This window comes from Pseudoalteromonas lipolytica, from assembly GCF_001306915.1.
Taxonomy (GTDB): Bacteria; Pseudomonadota; Gammaproteobacteria; order Enterobacterales; family Alteromonadaceae; genus Pseudoalteromonas; species Pseudoalteromonas simplex.
Genome location: NZ_LJTC01000002.1, coordinates 274,004 through 299,180, shown reverse-complemented (window position 1 = coordinate 299,180; position 25,177 = coordinate 274,004). Strand labels below are relative to the sequence as shown.

Sequence of the window (25,177 nt, the reverse complement as noted above, 5' to 3'; positions counted from 1 at the left end):
ACTTAGCCATCAGGCTAGTTTTCAACAGCAATGAAACAATGTTAATAGGGAAATCTGTTTATGAAAAAGTTAGCAGTTATTATTTCGAGTATGCTTCTGTCAACTGCCGCGACTGCTGCGGATAGTTACCAATCAATTAGCCATTTAGGATACAAGGACACCGATGGCAACGACACTGTAAGTGTTGATTCAACTTATTACTTCGCACCAAAGAAAACGATGGGTCCATACGACCAGTTTGAATACATCAACAGAACAACTAACGTGTTTGGTTCGTACGCAGATGATGACTTTGGTGATGTGACTAACATCGGCGGTGAGTACTTCGTACAAGATTTTGTAATCGGTGCGGGTTACAGCAATTACGATTACGGTTCAGACACTGATTTATTCAATGTGTCTGCGGGTTACTTCTTTAACCCTAACCTTCTTCTAAAAGCGACTTTCACTGACGTTGAAGATGGTGATAACTATGTAATGTTCGACCTTAAGTACAATCATCAAATTAACAGCACTGATTACTTAGGTTTCACGTTCACTGCAGACGACGAGTTTGATTATCGTGCGGTTAGCGCTAAATACTTTATGGATCTTCAACAAGGTAATTACCTAACGATTGAAGGTACAATTGCTGATACTGATGATAGTGGTAGCTCTTGGGAACTAGGTTCTAACTACTACTTCTCTAAAGCAACATCAGTATTTGTAACGTTTAATAAAGAAGATGACTACAGCTTTGGTGCTCAGCACTTCTTTAATAAAAACGTTGGCTTAAAAGCTGGTTATGCAAACAACTGGGATGACTCAGACTACGATGCATACTTTGCAAACCTAAGCTTACAGTTTTAATCATTAATTTGATGATATAAAAAAGCCCGCATTATGCGGGCTTTTTCGTTTTTATCATTACCAACCGCACTGGCGGCCTTCATTTTGCTCATCAAGGTATTTTTGTAACGGTGCAAAGTAATCTAAGATTGCTGTTGCATCCATTTCTTCTTTACCAGTGATTGTCGCAAGTGCTTCTTGCCATGGGCGGCTTGAGCCCATTTCTAACATAGCATTTAGTTTTTCACCAGCCTCAGCAGAGTTGTATACAGAACAACGGTGAATCGCTTCTTCGTTACCGGCAATTTCACATAAGCTTCTGTGGAAGTCGAATTGTAAAATGTGCGCTAAGAAATAACGTGTGTAAGGCGTGTTGCCTGGTACGTGATACTTAGCACCTGGATCGAAGTCTGCTTCGCTACGTGCGATAGGCGCTTGTACACCTTGGTATTTTTCACGTAATTCCCACCACGCTTTGTTGTAGTTCTCTGGCGTTACTTCACCTGAGAAAACTTTCCAGCGCCATTGGTCTACTAATAAACCAAATGGGATAAATGCTACTTTGTCTAATGCCATTTTCATTAACAGGCCGATATCTTTAGATTCATCAGGCACGTCGTCTAATAAACCAATTTCTTTTAAATAACCTGGCGTTACAGAAAGTGCAATGGTGTCACCAATCGCTTCGTGGAAACCATCGTTCGCACTTTCTTGATAATAAATAGGCTGTGTGTTGTAGGCGCGTTGGTAGAAGTTATGCCCTAGTTCATGGTGAATAACAGAGAATTCTTCACCTGTGCGTTGAATACACATTTTAATACGTAGATCATCTTTGCTATCAATATTCCATGCAGATGCATGACATTGTACGTCACGGTCTTGCGGTTTAGTGAACAGCGAGCGCTCATAGAAGGTATCTGGCAATGGCGCAAAACCCATTGAGGTGAAGAACTTCTCAGCGCCACGTACCATTTTAAGTTCGTCGTAATCGTGCTCAGCTAATAGTTCTGTTACGTCATAACCAGGATCGGCATTTTCTGGTGCAACAACATCGTAAATGTTACCCCACGTTTGTGCCCACATATTACCTAGTAGGTGTGCAGGGATAGGCTGGTCTTGTGGTACTTTATCTTCGCCATATTTTTCACCTAGCTTGGCACGAACATGACAATGTAATGAATCATAAAGCGGTTTAACTTGGCCCCAAATACGGTCGAGTTCTTTTGCAAAATCATCGGCTGGCATGTCGTATTTACTTCGCCACATAGCACCTGTATCTGCATAACCTAGCTCTTTTGCACCTTCATTGGTGAGTGCAACTTGTTGCTCATAAAGTGGGCGCATAGGTTTTGAAACTTGTCGCCAGCCTTGCCATAAATCAAGCAATTCATTGTAATCACGGCTCGTTGCCATTTTAGCAGTCATCTCGCCAAGGCTTAAACAGCTACCATCTTCTTTACAGTATTTACCTTTACCATAAATACCCCCTAGCTCAGCCACTAATTGTGAGAGCTTAGCTGTTTTTTCAGCATCTTGTGGAGCAGGTAAGGTAAGTGCGAGTTTAAGTTTATCGAGTTTACGACGTGCATCGTAATCAAGCTCTAAACTATCGAACTTTGCGGCTTCATTAGCAAGACGAACCACAGCTTCTGTCATTTTGCGATTTACTTCAGCAGATAGTTCAGCAGTATCATGGGTGATGAAGTTGGCATAAATCCACTCAGCACGGCTTGCTTCTAAATAAAGCGCGCTTAATTCTTTTTCAGTATCGGCGATAAATTTAGCGGCATCTTGTGCGGTTACTTGGCTTGTTTTGACTTCAGCAGTCGTTGTTTTAGTGCTCGCAGTGTCATCATTACAGCCTGTAAGTGCTAGTGCACTGGCGACCATAAGAGCGCTGATGCTGAGCTTAAATGGAGTCTTTTTCATAACGTTCCCTAGAAGTTTATTGTTATTTATTGCCCATGCATAATAGCAGTGTCTTAGTAAACAACAAACTGCCTAGTTGAAAACAAGCTAAGTAAGCGCTGCTTACGTTGTATTTATGGCACGATCAGTCATACTTGAACCAGTTAAATAAAATAAAAGGATTGCACAATGACGACCGTAATCATTCTGTTACTAGTTGCTGTGATTGTAATTTTTGCTGTGAAAGACATTCGCATCAATCTTGTCACACGACCTACGTTTAGACTATTTAAAAAAGTTTTGCCGCCGTTATCGCAAACAGAACGTGAAGCTATGGAAGCGGGTGATGTTTGGTGGGACGGTGAGTTATTCAGTGGTAACCCTGATTGGCAAAAGCTGCATCGTTTTCCTAAACCTGAACTCAGCGAAAAAGAGCGCGTATTTATGGGTGAGCAAGTCGAAACTTTGCTAGCCATGCTTGATGATTATCAAATCGTGCAAAAAGATAAAGACCTACCAAAAGAAGTGTGGGACTACCTAAAAAAAGAAGGATTTTTTGCACTAATCATTCCTGAAGAATTTGGTGGCCGAGAGTTTTCAGCCATTGCTAATTCAACCATTGTATCGAAAATTGCCACTAAGAGCTTAACCGCTGCGGTCACCGTTATGGTCCCCAATAGCTTAGGTCCTGGCGAATTACTTCTTCATTACGGTACCAAAGAGCAACAAGAGCGTTGGTTGCCAAGCCTAGCTAAGGGCGATGATGTGCCTTGTTTTGCATTAACGGGCCCTGAGGCTGGGTCTGATGCAGGCAGTATTCCTGATACTGGGGTGGTTTGTAAGGGCATGCATAACGGTGAAGAAGTGATTGGCTTAAAACTTAACTGGTCAAAACGTTATATCACCCTTGCGCCAATCGCCACAGTACTGGGTCTTGCATTTAAAATGTACGATCCTGAAGGTTTATTGGGTGATAAAAAAGAGCTTGGTATCACGTGTGCACTTATTCCGACAGATCACGAAGGTGTGCAAACAGGTGAGCGTCATTACCCGTTAAACATGGCATTTATGAATGGCACAACGTACGGTAAAGATGTGTTTATTCCGCTTGATTGGATCATCGGTGGCGAAAAGGGCGCAGGTAGAGGTTGGCGCATGTTAGTTGAATGTTTAAGTGCGGGCCGCGGTATTTCGTTACCGGCACTTAGTACGGCAACAGGTCACTTGGCTTCAAGAATGACATCAGCCTATGCAACCGTTCGCCAACAATTTGGTGTGTCGATTGGCCAATTTGAAGGTGTTCAAGAAGCACTCGCTCGCATTGGTGGTTTAACTTACACCTTAGAATCAGCGAGGCTAATGACCGCAGGGGCGATTGATTTAAAACTAAGTCCATCTGTGGTTACCGCTATAGCTAAGTACCATATGACTGAAATGGGCCGTACAGTTATGAACGACGCTATGGACATTCATTCTGGTAAAGGTATTCAAGTCGGGCCGAATAACTATTTAGCCCATTGCTATATGGGGATCCCGGTATCGATTACCGTTGAAGGTGCAAATATTCTGACTCGTAACTTGATGATATTTGGTCAAGGCGCTACCCGTTGTCATCCGTTTGTTTTAAAAGAAATGGAAGCAGCAGCAATGGAAGACCAAGATGTTGCTTTAAAAGAGTTTGACTCATTACTACTGCAACATATTTTATTTGCAGGCAGTAATGCAGGTATGGCATTTGTGCACGGTTTAACGCGAAGTTACTTCGCTAAAGCCCCTGTCTGTGGCGCAACCACTGGTTACTATAAACAGTTAAGTCGCATGAGTCGTGGTTTAGCATTTTGTACTGACGTTGCGATGCTAGTATTAGGCGGTGAGTTAAAACGCAAAGAGATGATTTCGGCACGTTTAGGTGACGTGCTTAGCCATTTATACCTTGCTTCATGTGTATTGAAACGTTATGAAGATGAAGGGCGTCAGCAAGCTGACCTACCATTTGTGCAATATGCCGTTGAGCATTCCTTATTCTGCATTGGTCAGGCATTCGATGGCTTCTTTAAAAACTTCTCTAACCCTGTGGTTAATTTTTTACTAAAACGTATTGTGTTCCCTCTGGGTAATCATTACCACCGTCCAAGCGATGAGTTAGCACAAACAATGTGTGAGCACATGAGCAAACCTGGGGTCTTTAGAGACAGATTAACCCATCTTTGTTATGTTGATGAAAATGCAGGCACGGGTGTCATGGAAAATGCCTTTTTAGCCATGATTGACACTCATGAAGACTTTAAGCAGCTTCGTAAATGGCAAAAAGAAGGCACTATTGCCAAAAATCTTGAACTTGAGGGTGCAATTGCCGCAGCAGCAGAGAAAAACTTGATAAACGAAACCGTTGCAGAGCGTATGAATCAAGCCAATGAGCTACGTAAACAAGCGATAGCCGTTGATAATTTCGCCCCCGGCGAGCTGTAACTTCTTGCCAAGTTGAAATAAATAAAGCCTTGCATTTGCAAGGCTTTTTTATATTAGCTTATACCAATCCGTGAGTGATGACTTTTTCTGCTTCGCTGGCTGGCATTGGTTTCGCTTTTAAGAAGCCTTGACCAAACTTACATTGAGTTTGTTTTAAGATTGCCAATTGTTTTTCTGTTTCTATCCCTTCCGCGACGACATCGAGTTTTAACGACTGTGCTAACGATAATATGGCATCAACCAAGGGGTTGTGCGCTTTATTTAAATGATCGATAAAGCTTTTATCGATTTTTAAAATATGGATAGGTAATTGGTGTAAATAACCAAGCGCGGAGTAGCCAGTACCAAAATCATCTAAGCACAGTTTAACTTCAAGAGGCTCAAGGCCCTTAATGATTTTTGTAGCAAGTTCTAAATTGCCAATAAGGCCAGACTCTGTGATTTCTAAGCACAGTGAGCCTAAAGGGAGTTTGTATTTAGAGTACAAGGCATGGATTTGCGCGACGAAGTCGAGACTTGCAAAATGACGTGAGGATACATTCACGGTAATTCGGCCAAATGCTTTACCTTTACTTGCCCACAGTGCGATTTGCTTTGCCGCGAGTTCAAGCAAGTGTAAATCTAAGTTAATAATTTGGCCTGTGTCTTCTGCAACGGGTATAAAATCATTTGGCGAGACAAAGCCTTTACTTGGGTGATGCCAGCGCACAAGCGCCTCAAAGCCGATAACCTGTGCATCTTGAATGGTAAAAATTGGCTGGTAGTAAAGTTCAAAGTCGTCATGTTCAATACCATGCTGTAAATCATTTTCTATATCCGCATGATTTTTGAGCTTTTTACGCATGGTATTGTTAAAAAACTTAACTTTACCGCGGCCAGATGACTTTGCCTCGTACATTGCAGCATCAGCATGCTGTAATAGCTTATAAGCTTGATCGCGACTACTTTCACAAAACGCAACACCAATACTTGTGGATGCCTGAAGTAAGTGGCCATCAATATCAAGAGGCTCAGCGAGAACCTGTTGAATTCGTTCAAGGGCATCTTTAATTTGTTGTTTATCGGTGATGTTCTCCATAAAAATGGCAAACTCATCGCCCCCTAAGCGGGCAAAGGTATCGGTATTGCGGATGGTACCTAAGATTAACTCACAGATTTTTACCAAAAAGTGGTCACCAACCTCATGACCTAATGAATCATTGATACTTTTAAAACGGTCAAAGTCTAGATAGAGCAGGGCATGTTGGTGGCGCTTATCTGCTCTTGCCAAACGAAGGATCGCATGTTTAATACGCTCTATTAATAACGAGCGGTTAGCAAGGCCGGTTAATTCGTCGTGAAGAGCTCGGTGCTCAAGCTCTTGTCTTGATAATTGGCGGTCTATCGCCATGCTAATTTGGCGGCTCACATACGTGAGTAAGGCACGGTCATGTTCGTCATAGTGATAGCTTTTACTGTAACTTTGTACGGCGATAACACCACTAATACGCTCATTTACTTTAAATGGCACCCCTAGCCAAGACTCGGCCTGACGACCAACCATTTTAAAATGACCCGCATCAATGTGTTGTTGAAATTCTTCTTTCGTAAAAAGTAAAGATTGGTCGATGTTTAATAAATAATAAGATGCGGTGTCTTTTAGTTGTTCTTTCGATATTTTCTTATGGGCGTTAGAACGCACGCCTTCTTCGATAATATAAACTAAATCAAGCACATCGAGTTGCTTGTCATACAGGCCAATAAAGAAGTTATCAGCCCTCAGTAAAGAGGTAATAATGCCGTGTAAAGATTCAAAGAAGCTATCTAGCTCGCTTGATTGATAGGTTAAGTTAGCGATTTGCAGCATCGAGCGTTCTAGCTTTTGTGCATCATTTAACTGCATCACAGTTTGCTGTAAGTCTTCTACGGTGCGAACTTGATTTATCTTGGCACTGAGTAAGTGGGCGACAGTTGATAAAATCTCTAAATGCGTATCATTGTAGTAATGTTTTTGCGGGTGCTCACAGTCAATGACACCCAGTACTTTTTCTTTGTAAACTAATGGTACGCAAAGCTCAGAAAGAGCAGGGCGAGAATCGGCAATATAACGCGGGTCTTGACTGACATCGCCAATCATTAAGGGTTTGCCAGTGCTTGCGACATAACCCGTAATACCTTGATCAAAGCTAATTTCTGTTCGGTCGATATGGTAAGTATCATGGCTACTTGCCGTGCCAATAGACGCCATTTCTTTTAGGGTACGTGTTTTATCGTCTGCTAGGTAAATGACACACTCTATAAAGCCCAGGCGGCTCACTACCTCTGATGTAACATATTCGAGTAACTCTTCAACTGTATCTAACTGCATTAGAGATGATGAGAACTGATTAATAATATGTAATTGGTCTGTTTTGACTTCAAGTGCAAAAGCCGTGTCTAAACTCTTAGGCATAGAATAAAAGGTAACCAAAATGTTGTATTAATTTATTACGTTAACCTACTATCAAACTATCCACAAAGTTATTTTCAAAAAAAACGTATACTGGTGTAAACTAGGCACCTGAAAATGAACTTGGGTAAATAAGCGAGGTTATTTGCTCAATGTTTATGCTATCCCCCTAACTTTAGCCGTGGAAACAAGCAATGTCAGATTTAAATTCGATGCAAACTCTAACAATTACACGCCCAGATGATTGGCACATTCATTTACGTGATGGTGAGCAACTCGTTGATACCGTTCGTGATGCAAGCCGTTACATGGGGCGAGCAATCATCATGCCTAACCTTGTTCCACCGGCAACTTGTACAGACACTGCATTATCTTACTATGAGCGAATTAAAGCTGCGGGCCCACAAGGTAACTTCGAACCATTAATGGTGCTTTACCTAACAGATAAAACTACGCCAGAAGAAATTAAAAAAGCTAAGGCAACAGGTAAAATTGTTGCTGCTAAACTGTACCCAGCTGGCGCGACGACCAACTCAGATTCTGGTGTGACATCAGTTAAGAATATTTACCCTGTACTTGAGGCAATGCAAGAAGTAGGGATGTTACTGTTAGTACATGGTGAAGTAACCGATTCATCAATTGATATTTTTGACCGTGAGAAGGTCTTCTTAGATACAATTTTAGCGGATGTAGTAAATGACTTTCCGAGTCTTAAAATTGTGCTTGAGCACATCACGACAAAAGATGCGGTAGAGTTTGTTAATAATGCACCAGAGAATGTTGCTGCAACCATTACTGCTCATCACCTTCTTTATAACCGTAATCATATGCTAGCAGGTGGTATTCGCCCGCATTATTACTGCTTACCTATTCTAAAGCGTAACATTCACCAACAAGCGTTAATTGGTGCTGCAACAAGCGGCAGCAAAAAGTTCTTCTTAGGTACTGACTCTGCACCACATTACAAAGACAAAAAAGAAGCGGCCTGTGGTTGTGCTGGTGCATATACTGCACATGCAGCTATTGAGCTTTATGCTGAAGCGTTTGAAGAAGCGGGTGCTTTAGACAAGCTTGAAGGTTTCGCGAGTCACTTCGGTCCTGACTTTTACGGTATGCCTCGAAACCAAGATACCATTACACTAGTAAAAGAGAGCTGGACAGTACCAGCTAGCTATAAACTAGGCGATTCAGAAGTGGTGCCAATCAAAGCAGAAGCACAAATGGACTGGCAAGTTAAGTAAGTTTTAGCAAGGTCTAAATCGAGAATAAAAAGCCCATCTATTTGATGGGCTTTTTTCATTTATAATTAATTGTTTATAAATAGTACTGTCATATATTTTTGTTTGAGCGGTTGACCTTAAAATTATTTTCGATTAATAGAGCTAAAAGCTATTTAATGTGTTAGTCTTAAATTGCTTTGAGTTTTTGCGTATTGAATTTACGGATAATGTGCGGCTGTACGGTTACCGGTTTGGTTATTGGTTCTTCCTGTACTTTACCCCAAGTTTATTGGGCATTCACTCAGGGAGGATAGAGCCATTATGGCTGAATTTTAATAATTGACTTACAGGAAAATTTGGTATGTCAAACACGGTTACTGGTAAAGTTAAGTTCTTCAACGAAGCTAAAGGTTTCGGTTTCATTGAACAAGAAAATGGCCCTGATGTATTCGTACACTTCAGCGCTATCACAGGTACAGGCTTCCGCACTCTAAGCGAAGGCCAGCAAGTATCTTTCGGCATCAAACAAGGTCAAAAAGGCCCTGAAGCTGAGAACGTAGAAGTAGCATAATTTATTATGTGAACCTAAGCATTTTGGTGAAACAGTTTCTGTTTCACCAAAATTCATTTACTCCCCAAATATCATACAGTTGTACCTAAACCTATTTAAACCTAAAGTATTGTGTTAGCCTTTTTTAATAGGTAATTCTTCTAGAACTTTCTCAACTATTCCTTTAAAGCTACTCTCGGTATCTAAAGTACTATATGCTCTTAGACTTAGTTAATTAAACATGACATTGATCGTTGTGTAAGTGAAGAATTTGATCTAACGAGAAAATTTAGTACTCATTTTCAGAGATTGTAGATTTTTTTACCAACATCTGAATTTCCCGCTAAACTTAGTGATATATAAGACAGCGGTAATTTAAATGAGCAATAAAATACTCGTTTGATAGATATAATGAAGGTTTGCTAATTGATGAGCATAGGAAATAATATACTTTTGGTAGACGATCACCCGATGGTGGCAACAGCAATTAAAATGGTTTTATCCAAATCGACCTTAGTTAACGAAGTTCAAGCTGTTGGAAGTCAAAAAGAAGCACTACAATTTTTAAAAGCTAATAATGTAGCGTTAGCTATATTAGATATTGAGTTAGAAGACTCAGATGGTTTTAGCTTATACAAGCGGGCTGTTAGTGCAGGGTTTACTGGCAAAGTGTTATTCTTATCAGCTAAGCAAGATAAGCATATTATACGCACTGCAGCAAAGTTGGGAGCGCAAGGCTTCGTTAACAAAGCTGAGAGCCTTGAAGATATTTCTTCTGCAGTTGAAATGATCTTGCGTGGTTACACCTTTTTTCCGCAAGAGCATTTAATTGCTTCTGAAAAAGACATTGACGAGTTACTCACTGAGCGTGAACTCGCCGTAATGAATTACCTATTGCAAGGGCTATCGAATAAAGACATTGGTGAAAAACTTTTCATCAGTAACAAGACCGTCAGTACTTACAAAACAAAGATATTTGAAAAGCTTGAGGTTGATTCAGTTATCTCATTAGCTAAGCTAGTAAAAGACCGCGCCGTGTTCTAATGGCGGCAGTTATAAGTCAAGATTAAATCCCGTTTAATGTTTAGTAAGCAGTTTGCTTGCTTATTAAACATTCCCTGCCTGTAAATGCATAAAAATTCTTCTAATTAGATTTTTTAGATGAAAAAACTGAATTTTTTTTTCATTTTTCTTTACCGCTTTTTGATTTCAATAAATGTTACATTTATGTTTAAGTTTGAACGGAATATGAATGTGATGATTGTTACTAAAGGGCTATAGAAGCCTTACAGATGTGTGGCTGTTATATTTTTGTTAATTCGTTGTTTTGGTTATTTTCATATCAACGACGAGTCACCAAATTTTTCCGATGAAAGCCGAACATCAAGTTGACAGACTCAGATGCATTTAGCATTATTGGAGGGTTGATATCTATTAAAAGATATCAGGGTTGTCCTCTTCGGAGGGTAATTAAATTATAAAAGTAACATTACTTAATTGGTTGGGAACTATGTCTGTTAAAATCAGAAAGAGTCTTGTAGCATCAGCGTTGGTTGGCGCTTTTGCATTTGCAAGCAGCAATGTGATTGCAGATCCTTTGAAAGATGTGCAAGATGCAGGTCAACAAATTCAAAAGGCTGCTGTTAAGTCTCAAACTAAAATTGACAATGTATATGGTCAAACTCAAGAGCTAATCGCTGAGTACCGTAGCGTTGTTGACGAAACTGAGCTAATGAAGGTTTACAACGATCACGTAGCACGTTTGGTCGCTGACCAAAACGCTTCAATCGAATCGTTTGACCGTCAAATCGCAACTATCGATAACACGAAACAAAACGTTGTGCCTTTGATGTATCGCATGATCGATACGCTTGAGCAATTCATCAAAGCGGACGTTCCGTTCAATCTTGAAAACCGTCTAGCACGTGTTGAAAGACTTCGTGACATCATGGCGTCAGCTTCAGTTACTACATCTGAAAAATTCCGCCAAGTTCTTGAAGCTTACACTGTTGAAACTGCATACAGCTCAGCTGTAACTGCTTCTCAAGGTACTCTTGAGATCGATGGTAAGAGCATCAACGTTGACTTCGGTCGTTTAGGTCGTATCACTTACGTAGCTCAGTCTTTTGACCTTAAGCACGCGTGGGTGTGGGATAACAACACTAAACAGTGGAAAGAATTAGGTGAAGAATACCTAAAACCTGTTAAAGAAGTTATCCGTATGGCGCGTAAACAAGCGACATTAGAACTTGTTAAACTACCAATTTTTGGCGCGGAGTAATCAATAATGAAGAAACTATTTAAAGGTTTTGCTGTTGCAGCAGTACTATCTGTTTCTGCAGGTACCGCGCTTAATGCACACGCAAACACTGATGCTTTAGACAAAATTCTTGAGCAAGTTAAGCAAGAACGTATCTCTGAAGGCAAATTAAATAAGCAACGTGAACAAGAGTTCCTTTCAGCTCGTGCTGACAAGCAAGCGTTACTTAACAAAGCTAAAAGCGACCTAGCTGCTGAAAAAGCACGTGGTGACCGTTTAGCTAAAGAATATGCTCAAAACGAAAATACTTTAGCAGAAAAAGAGCAAGCTCTTTTAAATGCTCAAGGTACTTTAGGTGAGATGTTCGGTGTTGTACGTCGTGCAGCTGCTGATGCAATCGGTTCAATCGAAGCATCACTTGTTTCTGCTGAAAAACCAGGACGTGCTGAAGTACTTCGCTCACTAGCTGCTGCGAAAGAACTTCCAACTGTTCGTGAACTAGAAGAGCTTTGGATTTCTCTTCAAACTGAAATGACTGAGTCTGCTAAAGTTTCAACTTTCGAAACTGAAGTTGCAGGTCTTGACGGTTCATCTTCTGTGAAGAAAGTAACGCGTATCGGTAACTTCAACTTAGTAACTGACGACGGTTATTTAATCTACTCTCCAGAAACTAAAGCGATTCAACCTCTAGGTAAGCAACCTGATAGCTACATCCTAGCAGGTATCAGCGATTTAGAAGGTACTTCTGCAGATAACTACGCTGGCGTATACATCGACCCGACTCGTGGCGCGATCTTACGTATCAACACGCAGAAGAAATCACTAATGGAATACTACGAGCAAGGTGCTGAAGTAGGTTACATCATCACACTATTATTAGTTGTTGGTCTACTTATCTTCATCGTTCGTTTCATTGATCTTGCGCTTACTAGCACTAAGATTAAGAGCCAGCTTAAGAACCTTTCTACTCCGAATACAAACAACCCACTGGGTCGTATTCTTAAGGTTTACGCTGACAACAAGAATCAAGACGTTGAAAACCTTGAGCTTAAACTAGACGAAGCAATCCTACGTGAAACGCCTCGCATCGAAGCTGGTATCAACATCATCAAGATCTTGGCAGCAATCGCTCCATTACTAGGTCTACTAGGTACGGTAATCGGTATGATCCTTACGTTCCAAACAATCACATTGTTCGGTACAGGTGATCCGAAGATCATGGCTGGTAATATCTCTCTAGCACTTGTAACTACAGCGTTAGGTCTAATTGCAGCTCTACCACTTATCCTACTTCACTCAATTGTTGCGGGTCGTAGTAAGTCGGTTCTACATGTCCTTGATGAGCAAAGCGCTGGTATCATCGCTGCTCACGCGGAGAAGGAGAAAGCCTAATGCTAGTCCTGATGGAGATCTGGGAATCTATCAGGGATTTTGTTGGCACAGGCGGCCAGGTATTATACGTGGTCGCGATAGCACTCTTTCTTATGTGGGTTTTAATGATTGAGCGCTATTGGTTCCTACTAGCTGAGTTTCCTCGTATGACGAAGAACATTGTAGCTCAGTGGGATGCCCGCCAAGACACTACGTCTTGGTACGCACACAGAATCCGTGAAGCATGGATTTCTGAAGCGTCTGAAAAATTAGATCAGCGTATGTTGTTGATTAAGACATTAGTAGCTGTTTGTCCTTTAATCGGCTTATTAGGTACTGTAACGGGTATGATCGCGGTTTTCGAAACCATGGCTACTCAAGGTACTGGTAACGCACGTTTAATGGCATCAGGTATTTCAATGGCAACAATCCCAACAATGGCTGGAATGGTTGCGGCACTATCTGGAGTATTCTTTAGCTCACGTCTTGAAGCGAGAGCGAGAATGGCGAAAGCTAAACTTGTAGATAGCATGCCTCATCACTAGAGAGAGAATTAAATATGGCACGTAAACAACGTTTTCGTGAAGAAGAAGAAGCAGCGGTTGACATGACGCCAATGCTTGACATCGTATTTATCATGCTTATTTTCTTTATCGTAACTACATCGTTCGTTAAAGAGGCTGGTATCGAAGTCAATAAACCTAAAGCAGCTGCAGCTACGAAGCAAAAAAATGCAAACATTTTTGTTGCTATCCGCGCTGACGGTGCGATCTGGATTGATAAACAACAAGTAGACGTTGAGCGTGTATCAGCTAAACTTGAAAGTTTATTAGCAGAACAACCTACTGAAGTTGTAATTTTGCAAGCTGATAAAGAAGCAAAACACGGCGTAGTAGTTAAAGTTATGGACCAGATCAAAGCGACGGGTGATAACCTTAAAATTTCAATAGCTGGAGATCAGTAATGATTCGTTTTCTGTTTTCACTGATTGCAGGTGGGGCAGTTACTTTCGGCTTGTTCTACTTCATGGCGTACCTCATCTCCGGTGGAGCTGACCGTGCGACTGAACAAAAAGAACAGATCGTAGTCGAAATTATGACGAATCCGCCTGAATCTAAGGTGCAGGAGAGGAAGCGTGTTCCGCCTCCGCCTCCGCCACCGCCAAAGCAGCCGCCTAAGCCGCAGCCGCCTCAGCCGGAAAACAGCAACCCTAACACTGGTGGTTTGTCATTTAATATGCCAAGCATCGATGTGGGTAGCACAGCTGGTGGCCTAAGTGGTCCAGGTGCATTTGGACGTGATGGTGACGCGACACCTATCGTTCGTATTGAACCAAAATACCCTACGCAAGCAGCGCGTGATGGTAAAGAAGGTTGGGTACAACTTTCATTCACTATCAATGAAGTGGGTGGTGTAGAAGATGTTGAAGTGATCGACGCCGATCCTAAACGTATCTTCGACCGCGAAGCTAAACGTGCGCTACGTAAGTGGAAGTACCGTCCGAAAATCATTGACGGCAAACCACAGAAGCAATTTGGTCTTCAAGTACAACTAGACTTTAAACTTAACCAAGGTAACTAAGGAGGCGAGTAATGAGAAATTTATCTAAAGTAACTGCACTTGCGCTTCTTATGTCTCTATCAGGTGTAGCTTTTACTGCACCTGCTTTAGCAGCGCCAGATTACGCGAAGATTGAAGCGCGTAAAAAAGCAAAAACTAAAGTAATGGGCGAGCGCGTTGGTAAAAAAGTTATTAAAGCGTTTGATTTGTACAATGAAGAGAAGCTTGATGAAGCGATTGCGTTACTTAAAGAAATCGATCCTTCGGATGAATTTGATAAGGCAACAGTCGATCGTTACTTAGGTCAAATGTACGCTCAAAAAGAGCAGTATCAATTGGCTATCAAGCATATCGCAGCTGCAGTTCAGCCTGACGTTTTAAATTTTGCTGACCAAGAGCAAGGCTTAAAACTTCTAGGTGATATGTACGCGGGTACTGAGCAATATGCAAAAGCGAAAGAAGCTTATGCAGCTTGGATGGACTTCACAGGTGAGGAAGACGACAAGGTTTATACACGTATTGCGCAAGCAAACTACGAGTTAAAACTTTTCAAAGACGTACTTCCTGCTGCAAACAAAGCAATTGAATTGGCAAAAGAACCTGCAAAGGCTGCTTACCAATTAAAGCTAGCTGCCTATTTTGAACTTAAACAGTACAAAAATATGGTAGGTGTTGCTGAAGAAATTGTTCGTGTTTGGCCTGAAGACAAAAAAGCCTGGGTTGGTTTAGGTAAATACTACCTTCAAACCGAAGACTTCAAGAAAGGTCTAGCGACCATGGAAGTTGCCTATAAAAATGGCTATTTTGAAAACGAAGTTGAATACAAAGTACTTTCTAACTTTTATTCGTTAAATGATATCCCTTACAAAGCAGCAGTTGTGCTTGAAAAGGCAATCAACGAAGAAAAAGTTAAGCGTAACAAGCAAAATATCAGTGCAGTGGCATCTAACTACCACCGTTCTAAAGATATTGAAAAAGCAGCTAAATACTATGAAGAAGCGGCTAAATTTGATGATGATGCTGAGCTTTACCGCAAAGCGGGTTCATTACTTTTACAATCGCAAAATTATAGTGCAGCCGTTGTTCGTTTGAACAAGGCAATAGAGTTAGGTTCTGACAAAAAAGGAACTATTTACTCTGATTTAGCTGAAGCTTATTACTACCAAGAGAAGTATAAGCAAGCTTATAACGCTATCACTAAAGCAATGGACGATCCGCGCACTCGCAAGTTTGCGAAGAGCTGGTCGACCTTCATCAAAGATAAAGCCGCTCGTAACGGTGTAAAAATCTAATTGATGTTGTTTTAAATTAAAAAGCCCCTCTGGGGCTTTTTTTATGGAATTTTAAAATGCTAAGACAGATCGTATTATTAGTTGTCGCAAGTGTGATGCTGATAGCTTGCTCTGAGCAAACATCAGGTTTCAAAACATTTAGTGAAGGGCAGCAAGCGCTGCAAACTATTAATAATTTATTATCGACTCAAGAACAGCAAAGTGAAGCTGCTAGCTGGCCTTTCTCAGAAAGTTATTTGCAAGCACGTCATCAAGCTTATCAAGGACTAAAAACGACGACGTTAGATGTGTCACAACAGGCGCAATTGAACTATTTAATTATTGCTGAGCGTTATCCCGAACGTTACTTTGTGTGGCCTGTACAACGTGATGTTATTAACCAAGCTCGTTTAGTAGATGACTATTCAGTAAATGAATTAGCTAACTGGCTAGAGTTAGTTGAAACGCAGCTAATTGCAGCTGAGCAAAGCAATCTGAAATTAAATAAAATCGAATTAACGCTTTTACATAATATGGTCAAATCGCACCTTGATAATAGCGATGACAGTGTACAAGCAGCACTAAACAAACTTAATCAATATTTAACTCAATATAAACCGCGTACAAAACTTGGTTTAGTCGGTTTGGCAAATGGTAAAGATTGGTATCAAAGTAAACTTAATTACTTTAGTGGTGAGACTAAGCCGCCTTTAACTTGGTTAAGTGAAATCCAGGCTTCGTTAAAGCAATCGCAGAATGCAGATTTTGTATTACCTGTATCAGACTCTCACGCTAAACCATTAGTAATGAACTATTTTGTAGAAAGTCATCAGCACACAGGTCTTGATTGGCAGCTTGATTATCTCGACCCGCTCAAAAGTAAGCGTAAATTAACAAAAGATGAGCAATACTTCTGGCAAGTTATGATGGAAACCGACTTAGGAATTCATTATCACACATGGAGTGAACAGCAAGCACGTGTTAGTTTGATGAAGCGTCTAGGGGTAAATCAGCAACAAGCTGATTGGTTAATTGAGGATATCGTGCTTTATCCTGCGATGAGCTTTATTTTTATAAATTAGTACAGCGCTGCGCTCTATGGAGCGCATCGCCGACAGCGTTGGCTTGCAGGATCTGCAAGTAAACGTTCGTCATCAATTTTTTCTTCACAATCACAGCAATAGCCATACTGCCCAATATCGATTTGGCATAGTGCTGCTTCTAACTTTTCTATTCGAGCAATCAATATTTGATACTCAGAACCGAGATTATTTGCTGTCAGCTCTAACCAGTCTGAAGGGGGATGATCCTTGAGTTGCGATAGCAGTTGCTGATGATAGGCTTGATCAGAATTAGCCAGCATATCCAGTAAACGTTGTCGAACCTGCGCAAGTTCCGCAGATAACTTTGTTTGAATTTCAGTATTGTTCATCGCTTTTCTTCCAAGTGGGCAATACTGGTATTATCAAACAAAATCGATTTGCTAATTATGATTTGTATCAATACTCGGCGCTTTCGCGTACTTTCTTAGTACATCTGCAACTTCGTCTTTGGCTTTTAGGCGGCGGATCTCATCAAAAAGTGCGTTAGCTTGAGGATATTGGCGTTTTAAATAGCCGAGCCATTGCTTAGTACGAGAAGCAAAATACTTTTCACATTTGCTCTCGTCTTGGTGCATAGATGAATGAATAATGTGGTATATCACATGCTCCCATAACATCGGAATGTAATGCTCTTTTTCTGCATGAGATTTTATTTGTTTTGCTAAATCAGGCATCGCTAATGCACCACGACCAAGCATTAAATCTTGGCAATGACTGCGCTTTTGACAAAGCATGGCATCTTCAACTTGCCAAATTTCGCCATTAGCAACGACCGAAATATTTTTATCTTTGATTAACGGGGGGATTTTTTCCCAGTATGCCGGAGGGTTGTAACCATCTCTTTTAGTTCTGGCATGAATAGCAAGACTTGAAGCACCCGCGCTAACAACAGCATCAACAATTTCTTGGCTATTACTATCATCATCAAAACCAAGCCTAATTTTGGCACTAACTTCATGGCAAGGATCAACAGCATCACGTACGGCTTTAATAATTTCGTACATGTGCTCAGGGTCTTTTAACAGTACCGCACCACCTTTACTTTTGTTCACTGTTTTAGCTGGGCAACCAAAATTTAAGTCAATGCCATGGGAGCCTAGGCGTATTGCTTTGACGGCATTTGCTGCCAAAGCATGAGCAACTTGACCTAGCAACTGAATACGCACTGGCGTACCTGCACGGGTATAGCCACCTGTTTTTAGCTCAGGACAATAGCGATGAAACACGCGTTCGGGCAGTGTGTCTTCAACGACACGAACAAACTCTGTTACGCATAAATCAAATCCACCTAAATCAGTTAAGAGTTGTCGCATTTTAAAATCCACAACGCCTTCCATCGGTGCTAAAACTAGTCGCATGATACCTGTTAACTCATCAAAAATTAGGACGCGTATTCTAGCTTTTCTGGATTGTTTTATAAATCGTAATTTGCATTCTTAGCACTTTCAGAAAATAATTATAAAAATTTTGAAAGTAATTTTTAGTTCTCGGGTCTTGTTTAATAACCCTTTATAAAAAAGAGAGTCATCGAATGAACACAGTTAAGAAAAATTCAATTGCATTAACATTAGGTGCGGTTGTAGTAGGTGCGTCAAGTTTTGTAGCAACTGATGCGAGTGCAAACCCATTTGAATTTCAGCAAATGCAAGCAGGCTATCAACTAGATGCCGCAGAAGGTAAATGCGGTGAAGGTAAATGTGGCGGCGATAAAAAAGCTGAAAAAGAAGGCAAGTGCGGTGAAGGTAAGTGCGGCGGCGACAAAAAAGCAGCCAAAGAAGGCAAGTGCGGCGAAGGTAAATGCGGCGGCGATAAAAAAGCAGCCAAAGAAGGTAAGTGTGGCGAAGGTAAATGCGGCGCAGACAAAAAAGCAGCCAAAGAAGGTAAGTGTGGCGAAGGTAAATGCGGCGCAGACAAAAAAGCAGCCAAAGAAGGTAAGTGCGGCGAAGGTAAGTGCGGCGAAGGTAAATGTGGCGCAGACAAAAAGAAAGCTAAAGAAGGTAAGTGTGGCGAAGGTAAATGTGGTTCTAATCACTAAGCGCTCATTTAGCTTTTAAAAGGGCCGTAAAGGCCCTTTTTAGTAGGAGGTAGTATGTTAGATGAATCAGTAGCTGATTTTGGGCTGATTGGCTTAGGTTTGCGCCGAGAAATGCTTGATGAAATGCTCATTGATGTTCCTAAACCTATTGAGTTTTTAGAAGTTGCACCTGAAAACTGGCTAAAGCTTGGGGGGCGTTTTGGTAAACAATTTAAACAGCTTACCGAACAACATGCCTTTGTTTGCCATGGTTTATCGTTATCGATTGGCTCACCAGCAGCGCTTGATATTGAATTTGTGCAATCGCTTAAAACCTTCTTCAAAGAGCATAATATTCGTTTATTCAGCGAGCACTTAAGTTACTGCTCGGGCGAAGGACATATGTACGATTTAATGCCTATACCATTTACTGAAGATGCTATTAAGCATGTTGCTTCTCGTATTAGGCAAGTACAAGATATTTTAGAACAGCCAATTGCTATTGAAAACGTGTCTTACTATGGCGCCCCCGGGCAACAAATGACAGAACTTGAATTTACTAATGCTGTTTTAGAAGAAGCTGATTGTAAACTGCTGCTCGACGTGAATAATATTTACGTTAATTCGATTAATCATGGTTATAACGCTGAGCAATTCCTAGCTGAATTACCAACAAAACGGATTGCCTATGGGCATGTTGCGGGCCATTACACTGAGGCTGAAGATCTACTGGTTGATACCCATGGTGCGCCAGTTATCGATCCTGTTTGGCAATTGCTTGAAAAAGCTTATGAAGTTCATGGCGTATTTCCCACCTTATTAGAGCGTGATTTTAATATTCCGCCGATGAGTGAGTTGTTAACCGAGCTAAAAACCATTGAAGCACTGCAGCAAACAGCGAGCAAGCAAAACCAAGCAAGGGTGAAACACAGTGCCTGAACATTTTACTCAAGTACAGCAAGCGTTTATGGCGCATATCCGCGACCCCCAGCAACATGCTAAGCCTAGCGATGTTGAAGAGCGCCGGATGGCGATTTACCGCGACTTATTTTTTAATAATGTGGATGGCTTTGTTAGCTCTGCGTATCCAGTACTAAAAAGTTTATATTCAGAGCAAGCTTGGCATGCCCTCGTTAGACAGTTTTTTAGTCAGCATGATTGTAAATCACCTTATTTTTTAGATATTGCAGGGGAGTTTTTGGCTTTTCTTGCTAATGACTATGAAGTGCAAAGCGATGATCCCGCGTTTATGTTAGAGCTAGCGCACTATGAATGGGTTGAGCTTGATGTATCGGTTGCTCAAGAGGTGGCAGAAGAAGTCAGTTTATCGGCTCATCAAGTGACAAGCTCTGCATTATTCTTAAGTTCACTTGCCCGTAACTTGAGTTACAGTTTTCCTGTTCATACCATCAGTGCAGATAATCAACCAAGTGAACCGGCAGCACAACCCAGTTACTTTGTGGTTTATCGTGATAGCGATGACGAAGTACAATTTTTATCGACAAATGCGATGACCGCATTACTTCTTAATATCATAGAATCTCAGCCAGGTGCCGATTTAAATGATGTATGCCAAGCAGTTGCAGAGCATGCGCCTCAATTTAGCCAAGAGCAGCTGTATCAGGGAGCCCTCAATACCTTGAGTGCAATGGCAGAACGTGGCATTGTGGTTTCTAATACCTTGGTTTAAAAATCAGCTAAAAGTCTTTATTGATGTATTTAGTTCGACTATTATGAGCGCCTTATTTTGTCGTGCTTAAATAAAGGTAGTAATTATGTCGAATGATAAAGACTTTAAAGATCCGTTCAATGCAACTTATTTCATTGCGTTTTTAGCTGTATTCGGTGGCATTGGCTGTCTAAACGCTATTCTTGGTTGGATCACTTCTTTATCTTAATCTGCGCAAGCAAATTAAAGACAATAGGCTGCATTATGCAGCCTTTTTTATAGCTTATATTTCTTGTTAAGTGATTAATTTCGAAACTTGCTACCGACTTTCTACTAAGGTGATGTTATACTCTCGAGCTTTGTTAGATAAACTTTTTGAGCAGTATAATTATGACTCAAGCAACTTCAACGCTCATCAAACAGAGCATTGCAACGATCGCTGATTACCCAAAGCCGGGCATTATGTTCCGCGACGTAACTACTTTAATGGCTAATGCTGACGCATTTAAAGCAACCATCGACAGCTTTATTGCAGCATATAAAGACCAAGGTTTTACAAAAATCATCGGTACTGAATCTCGTGGTTTTATCTTCGGTGCACCACTTTCTTACGCACTAGGTATTCCATTCATTCCTGTTCGTAAACCAGGCAAACTTCCTCGCGAAGTGATTTCACAAAGTTATCAATTAGAGTATGGTGAAGATATTCTTGAGCTTCATACAGACGCAATTGTCCCTGGCGATAAAGTGTTACTAGTAGATGACTTACTGGCTACAGGTGGCACAATCGAGGCAACGGCAAAATTAGTTGCTAAACTTGGCGGTAACGCAACTGATGCGGCATTTGTTGTTTCTTTACCTGAGCTGGGTGGTGAGCAACGAGTTGCTGATATGGGCATCAAAATCTTAAAGTTGGTTGAATTCGAAGGCGAATAATTAATGAGTTATCAGGTTCTAGCAAGGAAATGGCGACCACAAACCTTTCACGAGTTAGTGGGGCAGTCTCATGTTAAACAAGCATTAGTTAATGCATTAACACAAAATAGACTCCATCACGCTTATCTCTTTACTGGAACCCGTGGGGTGGGTAAAACAACCATTGCACGTATATTCGCAAAAAGTCTCAACTGCGATAAGGGTATCTCTGCTGAGCCATGCGGCCAATGTTCAAGTTGTACTGACATTGAAGCAGGCCGTTATATTGATTTATTAGAAATCGATGCGGCATCACGTACCAAAGTAGAAGATACCCGCGAAATCCTTGATAACGTTCAATACGCACCAACACGTGGTCGTTACAAGGTATACCTAATCGATGAAGTTCACATGCTGTCAAAGCACAGTTTCAATGCATTACTAAAAACATTGGAAGAGCCGCCAGAGCATGTGAAGTTTTTATTAGCGACAACCGATCCGCAAAAACTACCCGTGACGATTTTATCGCGTTGCTTACAGTTTAATTTAAATGCTTTGTCGCAATCAGAAATTCATGATCAGCTTGCCCATGTTCTTAATCAAGAACAGCTAAGTTTCGATGATAAATCATTGTCTATTTTAGCTAAGGCAGCCGATGGTAGTATGCGTGATGCATTGAGTCTTACAGACCAAGCAATTGCGCAAACCAATGGCAATATTAATCATCAGGCTGTGCAAACTATGCTTGGCTTGATGGATACTCAATATAGCCAAACCATGTTAGCAGCGTTACTGTGCCAAGATGGCGATGCATTACTTCAAGAAGTAAAAGCAGTCGTTAGCCGAAACCCTAACTTTGTAGCCTTGCTCGACGATTTAATTGCCCTGACGCATCTTATTCAGCTTGTGCAACTTGTGCCTAGTGCAGCGGCACTTGATGATACTAACCGAGATTTTATTGAGCAGGTGGCACAAACCACTGATGCACAGCAGATGCAGGTTTACTACCAATTGCTATTAAATGGTAAAAAAGATTTGCAATGGGCACCCGATGCTAAACTTGGCTTTGAAATGATTATGTTGCGACTGCTTGCATTCCAACCTACGCAAATTGCACAAAGCCAAACACCAACGAATACCCAGCAACAGGTTAAGCCAAGTGGTGCCGGTGCACTGCGTGATATTTTGAAAAAATCTACGGCGCAACGTGAGCAAGCTGCTTCAGAGCAAGCACCAGTTGCACATAGCTCTGCACAGACAACTGCTGTTCCTTCAGAGCCTCAGCCAACACAAGCTGAGCCTATTCAAGCAGCCAAGGCAGAAACGGCACATAGCCATGAGCCTGCCCAGCAAGTTGAAGCAACAGCAGTAGAGCAGCTTGATGTTGGTCAACAGCCTCAGCAATCAGTTGAAACTGCAATGGCCGCTGAAGTTCAACCTGCGCCACAACAGCAAGAGCCAAGCCACTCAGAGCAAGTGCCTGCAGCTGAGTACTCATCACCAGAGTATTCTTCGCAAGATTATATGGATGATGATGCCGAAATGGATTCATCACTTGCAGCGCAATACGATGATGTGATGAATAGCGCTTATGATCAGGGCTTTACTGCCAATGAAGCATCTGCGCCTCAGCAACAGCAAACAGCACCAGCACAATTACAACAGCAGCAAAGTCAGGCGCAGTCGGCCATTGCTCGTATTTTACAAGATCGCAATATTTCAGGTGCTGGGCGTTTAAGTGGTGCAGCAACGCAAACTCATGCTAAAGCAGAACCACAGCCTGAAGCTAAGCCCAAAGCAGAGCCGCCAGTGCAACAAAGCACAGCCGCGACCAACATTCAGCCTCAGCAGCAAGCAATGGCTGCTGAAGTAAAAAAGCCCATCCCCCAGCAAACGGGGGAGAGCAGTAGTAAAATAAAAAAAGTCGACTTTCGAGAAAAGCATCAAACAATCACCGAAAACTTAGCGCCAGAGTTACTTGAGCAGATCAATCCACAAAAAGCGCCAGAGCCAGTAGTTGAAGAAGCCAGTATTCCGATACCTGATGATTTTGAAAGCCCGATCAGCAGTATTAAATTTGCACACGAACAAGACGAATGGGCGTATTTAATTAAACGCATGGGACTGGGTGGTCGCATGCGCCAATTTGCGCTGCATTCAATCTTTACCAAGCAGAATAATCAGCTGCACATTGAAGTTGATTCATCACAGCGCCATTTAGATAGCGCTGTGCTAAGACAAAAGCTCAATGCCGCATTAAGTGAAATTTATGGCCATAATGTTGAGCTTAGTATCGAGTTTGCTGATGGCGTAATTGATTCACCGTATTTGATTCAACAAAAAATTGATGCGGGACGTCATCAACAAGCGATTGATGTAATAAATAGCGATGAAAATATAGTGCAATTTCAGCAGTTATTTAGCGCTATAATCGATGAAAACAGTATTCAGGCATTGTAATTAGTTACAATAGCCCTTATCTTCATGCCAATTAAAGTAGTTTAGAAAGAGAGACAGTTATGTTTAAAGGTGGAATGGGTAACATGATGAAGCAAGCGCAGCAAATGCAAGAGCGCATGCAAAAAGCCCAAGAAGAAATCGCAAACCTTGAAGTTGTAGGTGAAGCAGGTGCAGGCCTAGTTAAAGTAACTATGCTTGGTAACCACAATGTTCGTCGTGTTGAATTAGATGACAGCCTAATGGAAGACGACAAAGACATGATCGAAGATTTATTAGCGGCAGCGTGTAACGATGCTGTACGTCGTGTTGCTGAAGAAACACAAGAGCGCATGAGCAAAGTAACTGGCGGTATGCAATTACCACCAGGTATGAAAATGCCATTCTAAGTGATTTTGTATGCAACTATCTCCTAGTTTAACACAGCTAATTGAAGCGCTACGATGCCAGCCGGGCATAGGCCCTAAGTCGGCACAGCGGATTGCTTTTCATTTGCTTGAGCGTGACCGTCAAGGTGGTAAACAGCTTGGCCATGCATTAACCAAGGCAATGGATGAAGTAGGGCATTGTCAATCTTGTCGTACTTTTACAGAGCAAGCTGTATGCGATATTTGTTCAAGTGTTAAACGCCAAGATAGTGGTTTATTGTGTGTGGTCGAATCACCAACCGATGTACTCGCGATTGAGCAAACAGGTCAATACCAAGGTCTTTACTTTGTTTTAATGGGTCACTTGTCGCCAATTGATGGCATAGGACCAAAAGAAATTGGCCTTGATATTCTTGAAAGCAAGTTGCAACAAGGTGGCATTAATGAGGTGATCCTCGCGACCAATCCAAGTGTTGAAGGTGAAACCACAGCCCACTACATTGCTGAGCTTTGTCATAAGTATCAGGTAGGTGCATCTCGAATTGCTCACGGTGTCCCTGTTGGTGGTGAGCTCGACTTACTTGATGGTATGACATTGATGCATGCATTTAGCGGACGACGCGCCGTAAACCAAAATTAATACCTGATATGGTATCAAAAGCCTGCTTTAAGCAGGCTTTTTTGTATATAGCCCCCCAATTTAGCCGTAAATTTAATTTTTTGCCTTGAAGTTCAAAAAGCCTGCCCCATATAAAGAGTCATAGTGCAGATTAGACACTTTGTTAA

Annotated in this window: 24 protein-coding genes; 20 read left to right on the top strand and 4 right to left on the bottom strand. The window is 41.4% G+C overall.

From position 1 onward, the window contains the following. Positions 1–60: 60 nt before the first annotated feature. On the top strand, positions 61–849 hold the full coding sequence (locus tag AOG27_RS03200; RefSeq protein WP_054551566.1) for a putative porin: 789 nt from the start codon (positions 61–63) through the stop codon (positions 847–849). A gap of 57 nt (positions 850–906) precedes the next feature. Here the strand turns inward: AOG27_RS03200 and AOG27_RS03195 are convergent, their stop codons facing one another. Beyond that, complete coding sequence (locus AOG27_RS03195; RefSeq protein WP_054551565.1) at positions 907–2,757, bottom strand: M2 family metallopeptidase; 1,851 nt, start codon at positions 2,755–2,757, stop codon at positions 907–909. Between the two features lie 168 nt (positions 2,758–2,925). Between AOG27_RS03195 and AOG27_RS03190 the strand changes: the two genes are divergently transcribed. Beyond that, positions 2,926–5,205, top strand: a complete 2,280-nt coding sequence (locus AOG27_RS03190) for an acyl-CoA dehydrogenase (protein WP_054551564.1) — start codon at positions 2,926–2,928, stop codon at positions 5,203–5,205. Between the two features lie 58 nt (positions 5,206–5,263). Here AOG27_RS03190 and AOG27_RS03185 read toward each other — a convergent pair whose 3' ends face one another. Continuing rightward, positions 5,264–7,636 (bottom strand): EAL domain-containing protein, encoded by a 2,373-nt coding sequence (locus AOG27_RS03185; protein WP_054551563.1) that lies wholly within the window; start codon positions 7,634–7,636, stop codon positions 5,264–5,266. A 191-nt stretch (positions 7,637–7,827) separates the two neighbouring features. On the opposite strand from AOG27_RS03185, the gene pyrC reads away from it, so the two are divergent. From pyrC to AOG27_RS03135, 10 genes are all read left to right on the top strand, one after another. Further along, on the top strand, positions 7,828–8,874 hold the full coding sequence (gene pyrC, locus AOG27_RS03180; protein ID WP_054551562.1) for a dihydroorotase: 1,047 nt from the start codon (positions 7,828–7,830) through the stop codon (positions 8,872–8,874). 340 nt (positions 8,875–9,214) lie between these two features. Further along, entirely contained in the window at positions 9,215–9,424 is a 210-nt protein-coding gene (locus tag AOG27_RS03175; RefSeq protein ID WP_036967526.1) for a cold-shock protein, read from the top strand. Positions 9,425–9,856: 432 nt separating this feature from the next. Beyond that, positions 9,857–10,447, top strand: a complete 591-nt coding sequence (locus AOG27_RS03170) for a response regulator transcription factor (RefSeq protein ID WP_161804338.1) — start codon at positions 9,857–9,859, stop codon at positions 10,445–10,447. Between the two features lie 466 nt (positions 10,448–10,913). Beyond that, complete coding sequence (locus tag AOG27_RS03165) at positions 10,914–11,684, top strand: DUF3450 domain-containing protein (RefSeq protein ID WP_054551560.1); 771 nt, start codon at positions 10,914–10,916, stop codon at positions 11,682–11,684. Between the two features lie 6 nt (positions 11,685–11,690). Continuing rightward, positions 11,691–13,055: a MotA/TolQ/ExbB proton channel family protein gene (locus tag AOG27_RS03160; RefSeq protein ID WP_054551559.1), complete on the top strand. Its 1,365-nt coding sequence runs from the start codon at positions 11,691–11,693 to the stop codon at positions 13,053–13,055. Next, positions 13,055–13,579 carry a MotA/TolQ/ExbB proton channel family protein gene (locus AOG27_RS03155; RefSeq protein ID WP_054551558.1) on the top strand — a complete coding sequence of 175 codons (525 nt, stop codon included), beginning with the start codon at positions 13,055–13,057 and terminating at the stop codon, positions 13,577–13,579. The genes AOG27_RS03160 and AOG27_RS03155 overlap by 1 nt, the downstream gene beginning before the upstream one ends. Before the next feature lie 14 nt (positions 13,580–13,593). Beyond that, positions 13,594–13,998: an ExbD/TolR family protein gene (locus AOG27_RS03150; protein ID WP_054551557.1), complete on the top strand. Its 405-nt coding sequence runs from the start codon at positions 13,594–13,596 to the stop codon at positions 13,996–13,998. After that, on the top strand, positions 13,998–14,615 hold the full coding sequence (locus AOG27_RS03145; protein ID WP_054551556.1) for an energy transducer TonB: 618 nt from the start codon (positions 13,998–14,000) through the stop codon (positions 14,613–14,615). The genes AOG27_RS03150 and AOG27_RS03145 overlap by 1 nt, the downstream gene beginning before the upstream one ends. Before the next feature lie 11 nt (positions 14,616–14,626). Next, on the top strand, positions 14,627–15,886 hold the full coding sequence (locus AOG27_RS03140) for a tetratricopeptide repeat protein (protein WP_054551555.1): 1,260 nt from the start codon (positions 14,627–14,629) through the stop codon (positions 15,884–15,886). Between the two features lie 56 nt (positions 15,887–15,942). After that, on the top strand, positions 15,943–16,947 hold the full coding sequence (locus AOG27_RS03135; protein ID WP_054551554.1) for a hypothetical protein: 1,005 nt from the start codon (positions 15,943–15,945) through the stop codon (positions 16,945–16,947). Between the two features lie 14 nt (positions 16,948–16,961). Here the strand turns inward: AOG27_RS03135 and AOG27_RS03130 are convergent, their stop codons facing one another. After that, the gene (locus AOG27_RS03130) at positions 16,962–17,297 is read right to left on the bottom strand and encodes a TraR/DksA family transcriptional regulator (protein WP_054551553.1); all 336 of its coding nucleotides are present in this window, start codon (positions 17,295–17,297) and stop codon (positions 16,962–16,964) included. Between the two features lie 51 nt (positions 17,298–17,348). Next, positions 17,349–18,326, bottom strand: coding sequence for a tRNA-dihydrouridine synthase (locus AOG27_RS03125; RefSeq protein WP_054551552.1), 978 nt, complete (start codon positions 18,324–18,326; stop codon positions 17,349–17,351). A gap of 173 nt (positions 18,327–18,499) precedes the next feature. Here AOG27_RS03125 and AOG27_RS03120 point away from each other — a divergent pair, with 173 nt between their 5' ends. The 8 genes from AOG27_RS03120 to recR all read left to right on the top strand — a co-directional run bounded on the left by AOG27_RS03120 (position 18,500) and on the right by recR (position 25,031). Then, the gene (locus AOG27_RS03120; RefSeq protein ID WP_054551551.1) at positions 18,500–19,003 is read left to right on the top strand and encodes a hypothetical protein; all 504 of its coding nucleotides are present in this window, start codon (positions 18,500–18,502) and stop codon (positions 19,001–19,003) included. A 54-nt stretch (positions 19,004–19,057) separates the two neighbouring features. Next, positions 19,058–19,921, top strand: a complete 864-nt coding sequence (locus AOG27_RS03115) for a DUF692 domain-containing protein (RefSeq protein ID WP_054551550.1) — start codon at positions 19,058–19,060, stop codon at positions 19,919–19,921. Further along, positions 19,914–20,672: a DNA-binding domain-containing protein gene (locus AOG27_RS03110; protein WP_268795021.1), complete on the top strand. Its 759-nt coding sequence runs from the start codon at positions 19,914–19,916 to the stop codon at positions 20,670–20,672. The genes AOG27_RS03115 and AOG27_RS03110 overlap by 8 nt, the downstream gene beginning before the upstream one ends. 85 nt (positions 20,673–20,757) lie before the next feature. Continuing rightward, positions 20,758–20,880 carry a hypothetical protein gene (locus AOG27_RS21840; RefSeq protein ID WP_254907726.1) on the top strand — a complete coding sequence of 41 codons (123 nt, stop codon included), beginning with the start codon at positions 20,758–20,760 and terminating at the stop codon, positions 20,878–20,880. Positions 20,881–21,041: 161 nt separating this feature from the next. After that, a complete protein-coding gene (gene apt / locus AOG27_RS03105) occupies positions 21,042–21,587 on the top strand; it encodes an adenine phosphoribosyltransferase (protein ID WP_054551549.1) in 546 nt (181 codons plus the stop codon). Between the two features lie 3 nt (positions 21,588–21,590). Then, entirely contained in the window at positions 21,591–24,026 is a 2,436-nt protein-coding gene (gene dnaX / locus AOG27_RS03100) for a DNA polymerase III subunit gamma/tau (protein ID WP_054551548.1), read from the top strand. A 59-nt stretch (positions 24,027–24,085) separates the two neighbouring features. Further along, complete coding sequence (locus AOG27_RS03095; RefSeq protein ID WP_054551547.1) at positions 24,086–24,412, top strand: YbaB/EbfC family nucleoid-associated protein; 327 nt, start codon at positions 24,086–24,088, stop codon at positions 24,410–24,412. Between the two features lie 10 nt (positions 24,413–24,422). Continuing rightward, positions 24,423–25,031, top strand: a complete 609-nt coding sequence (gene recR, locus AOG27_RS03090) for a recombination mediator RecR (RefSeq protein WP_054551546.1) — start codon at positions 24,423–24,425, stop codon at positions 25,029–25,031. The last annotated feature ends 146 nt before the right edge of the window (positions 25,032–25,177 follow it).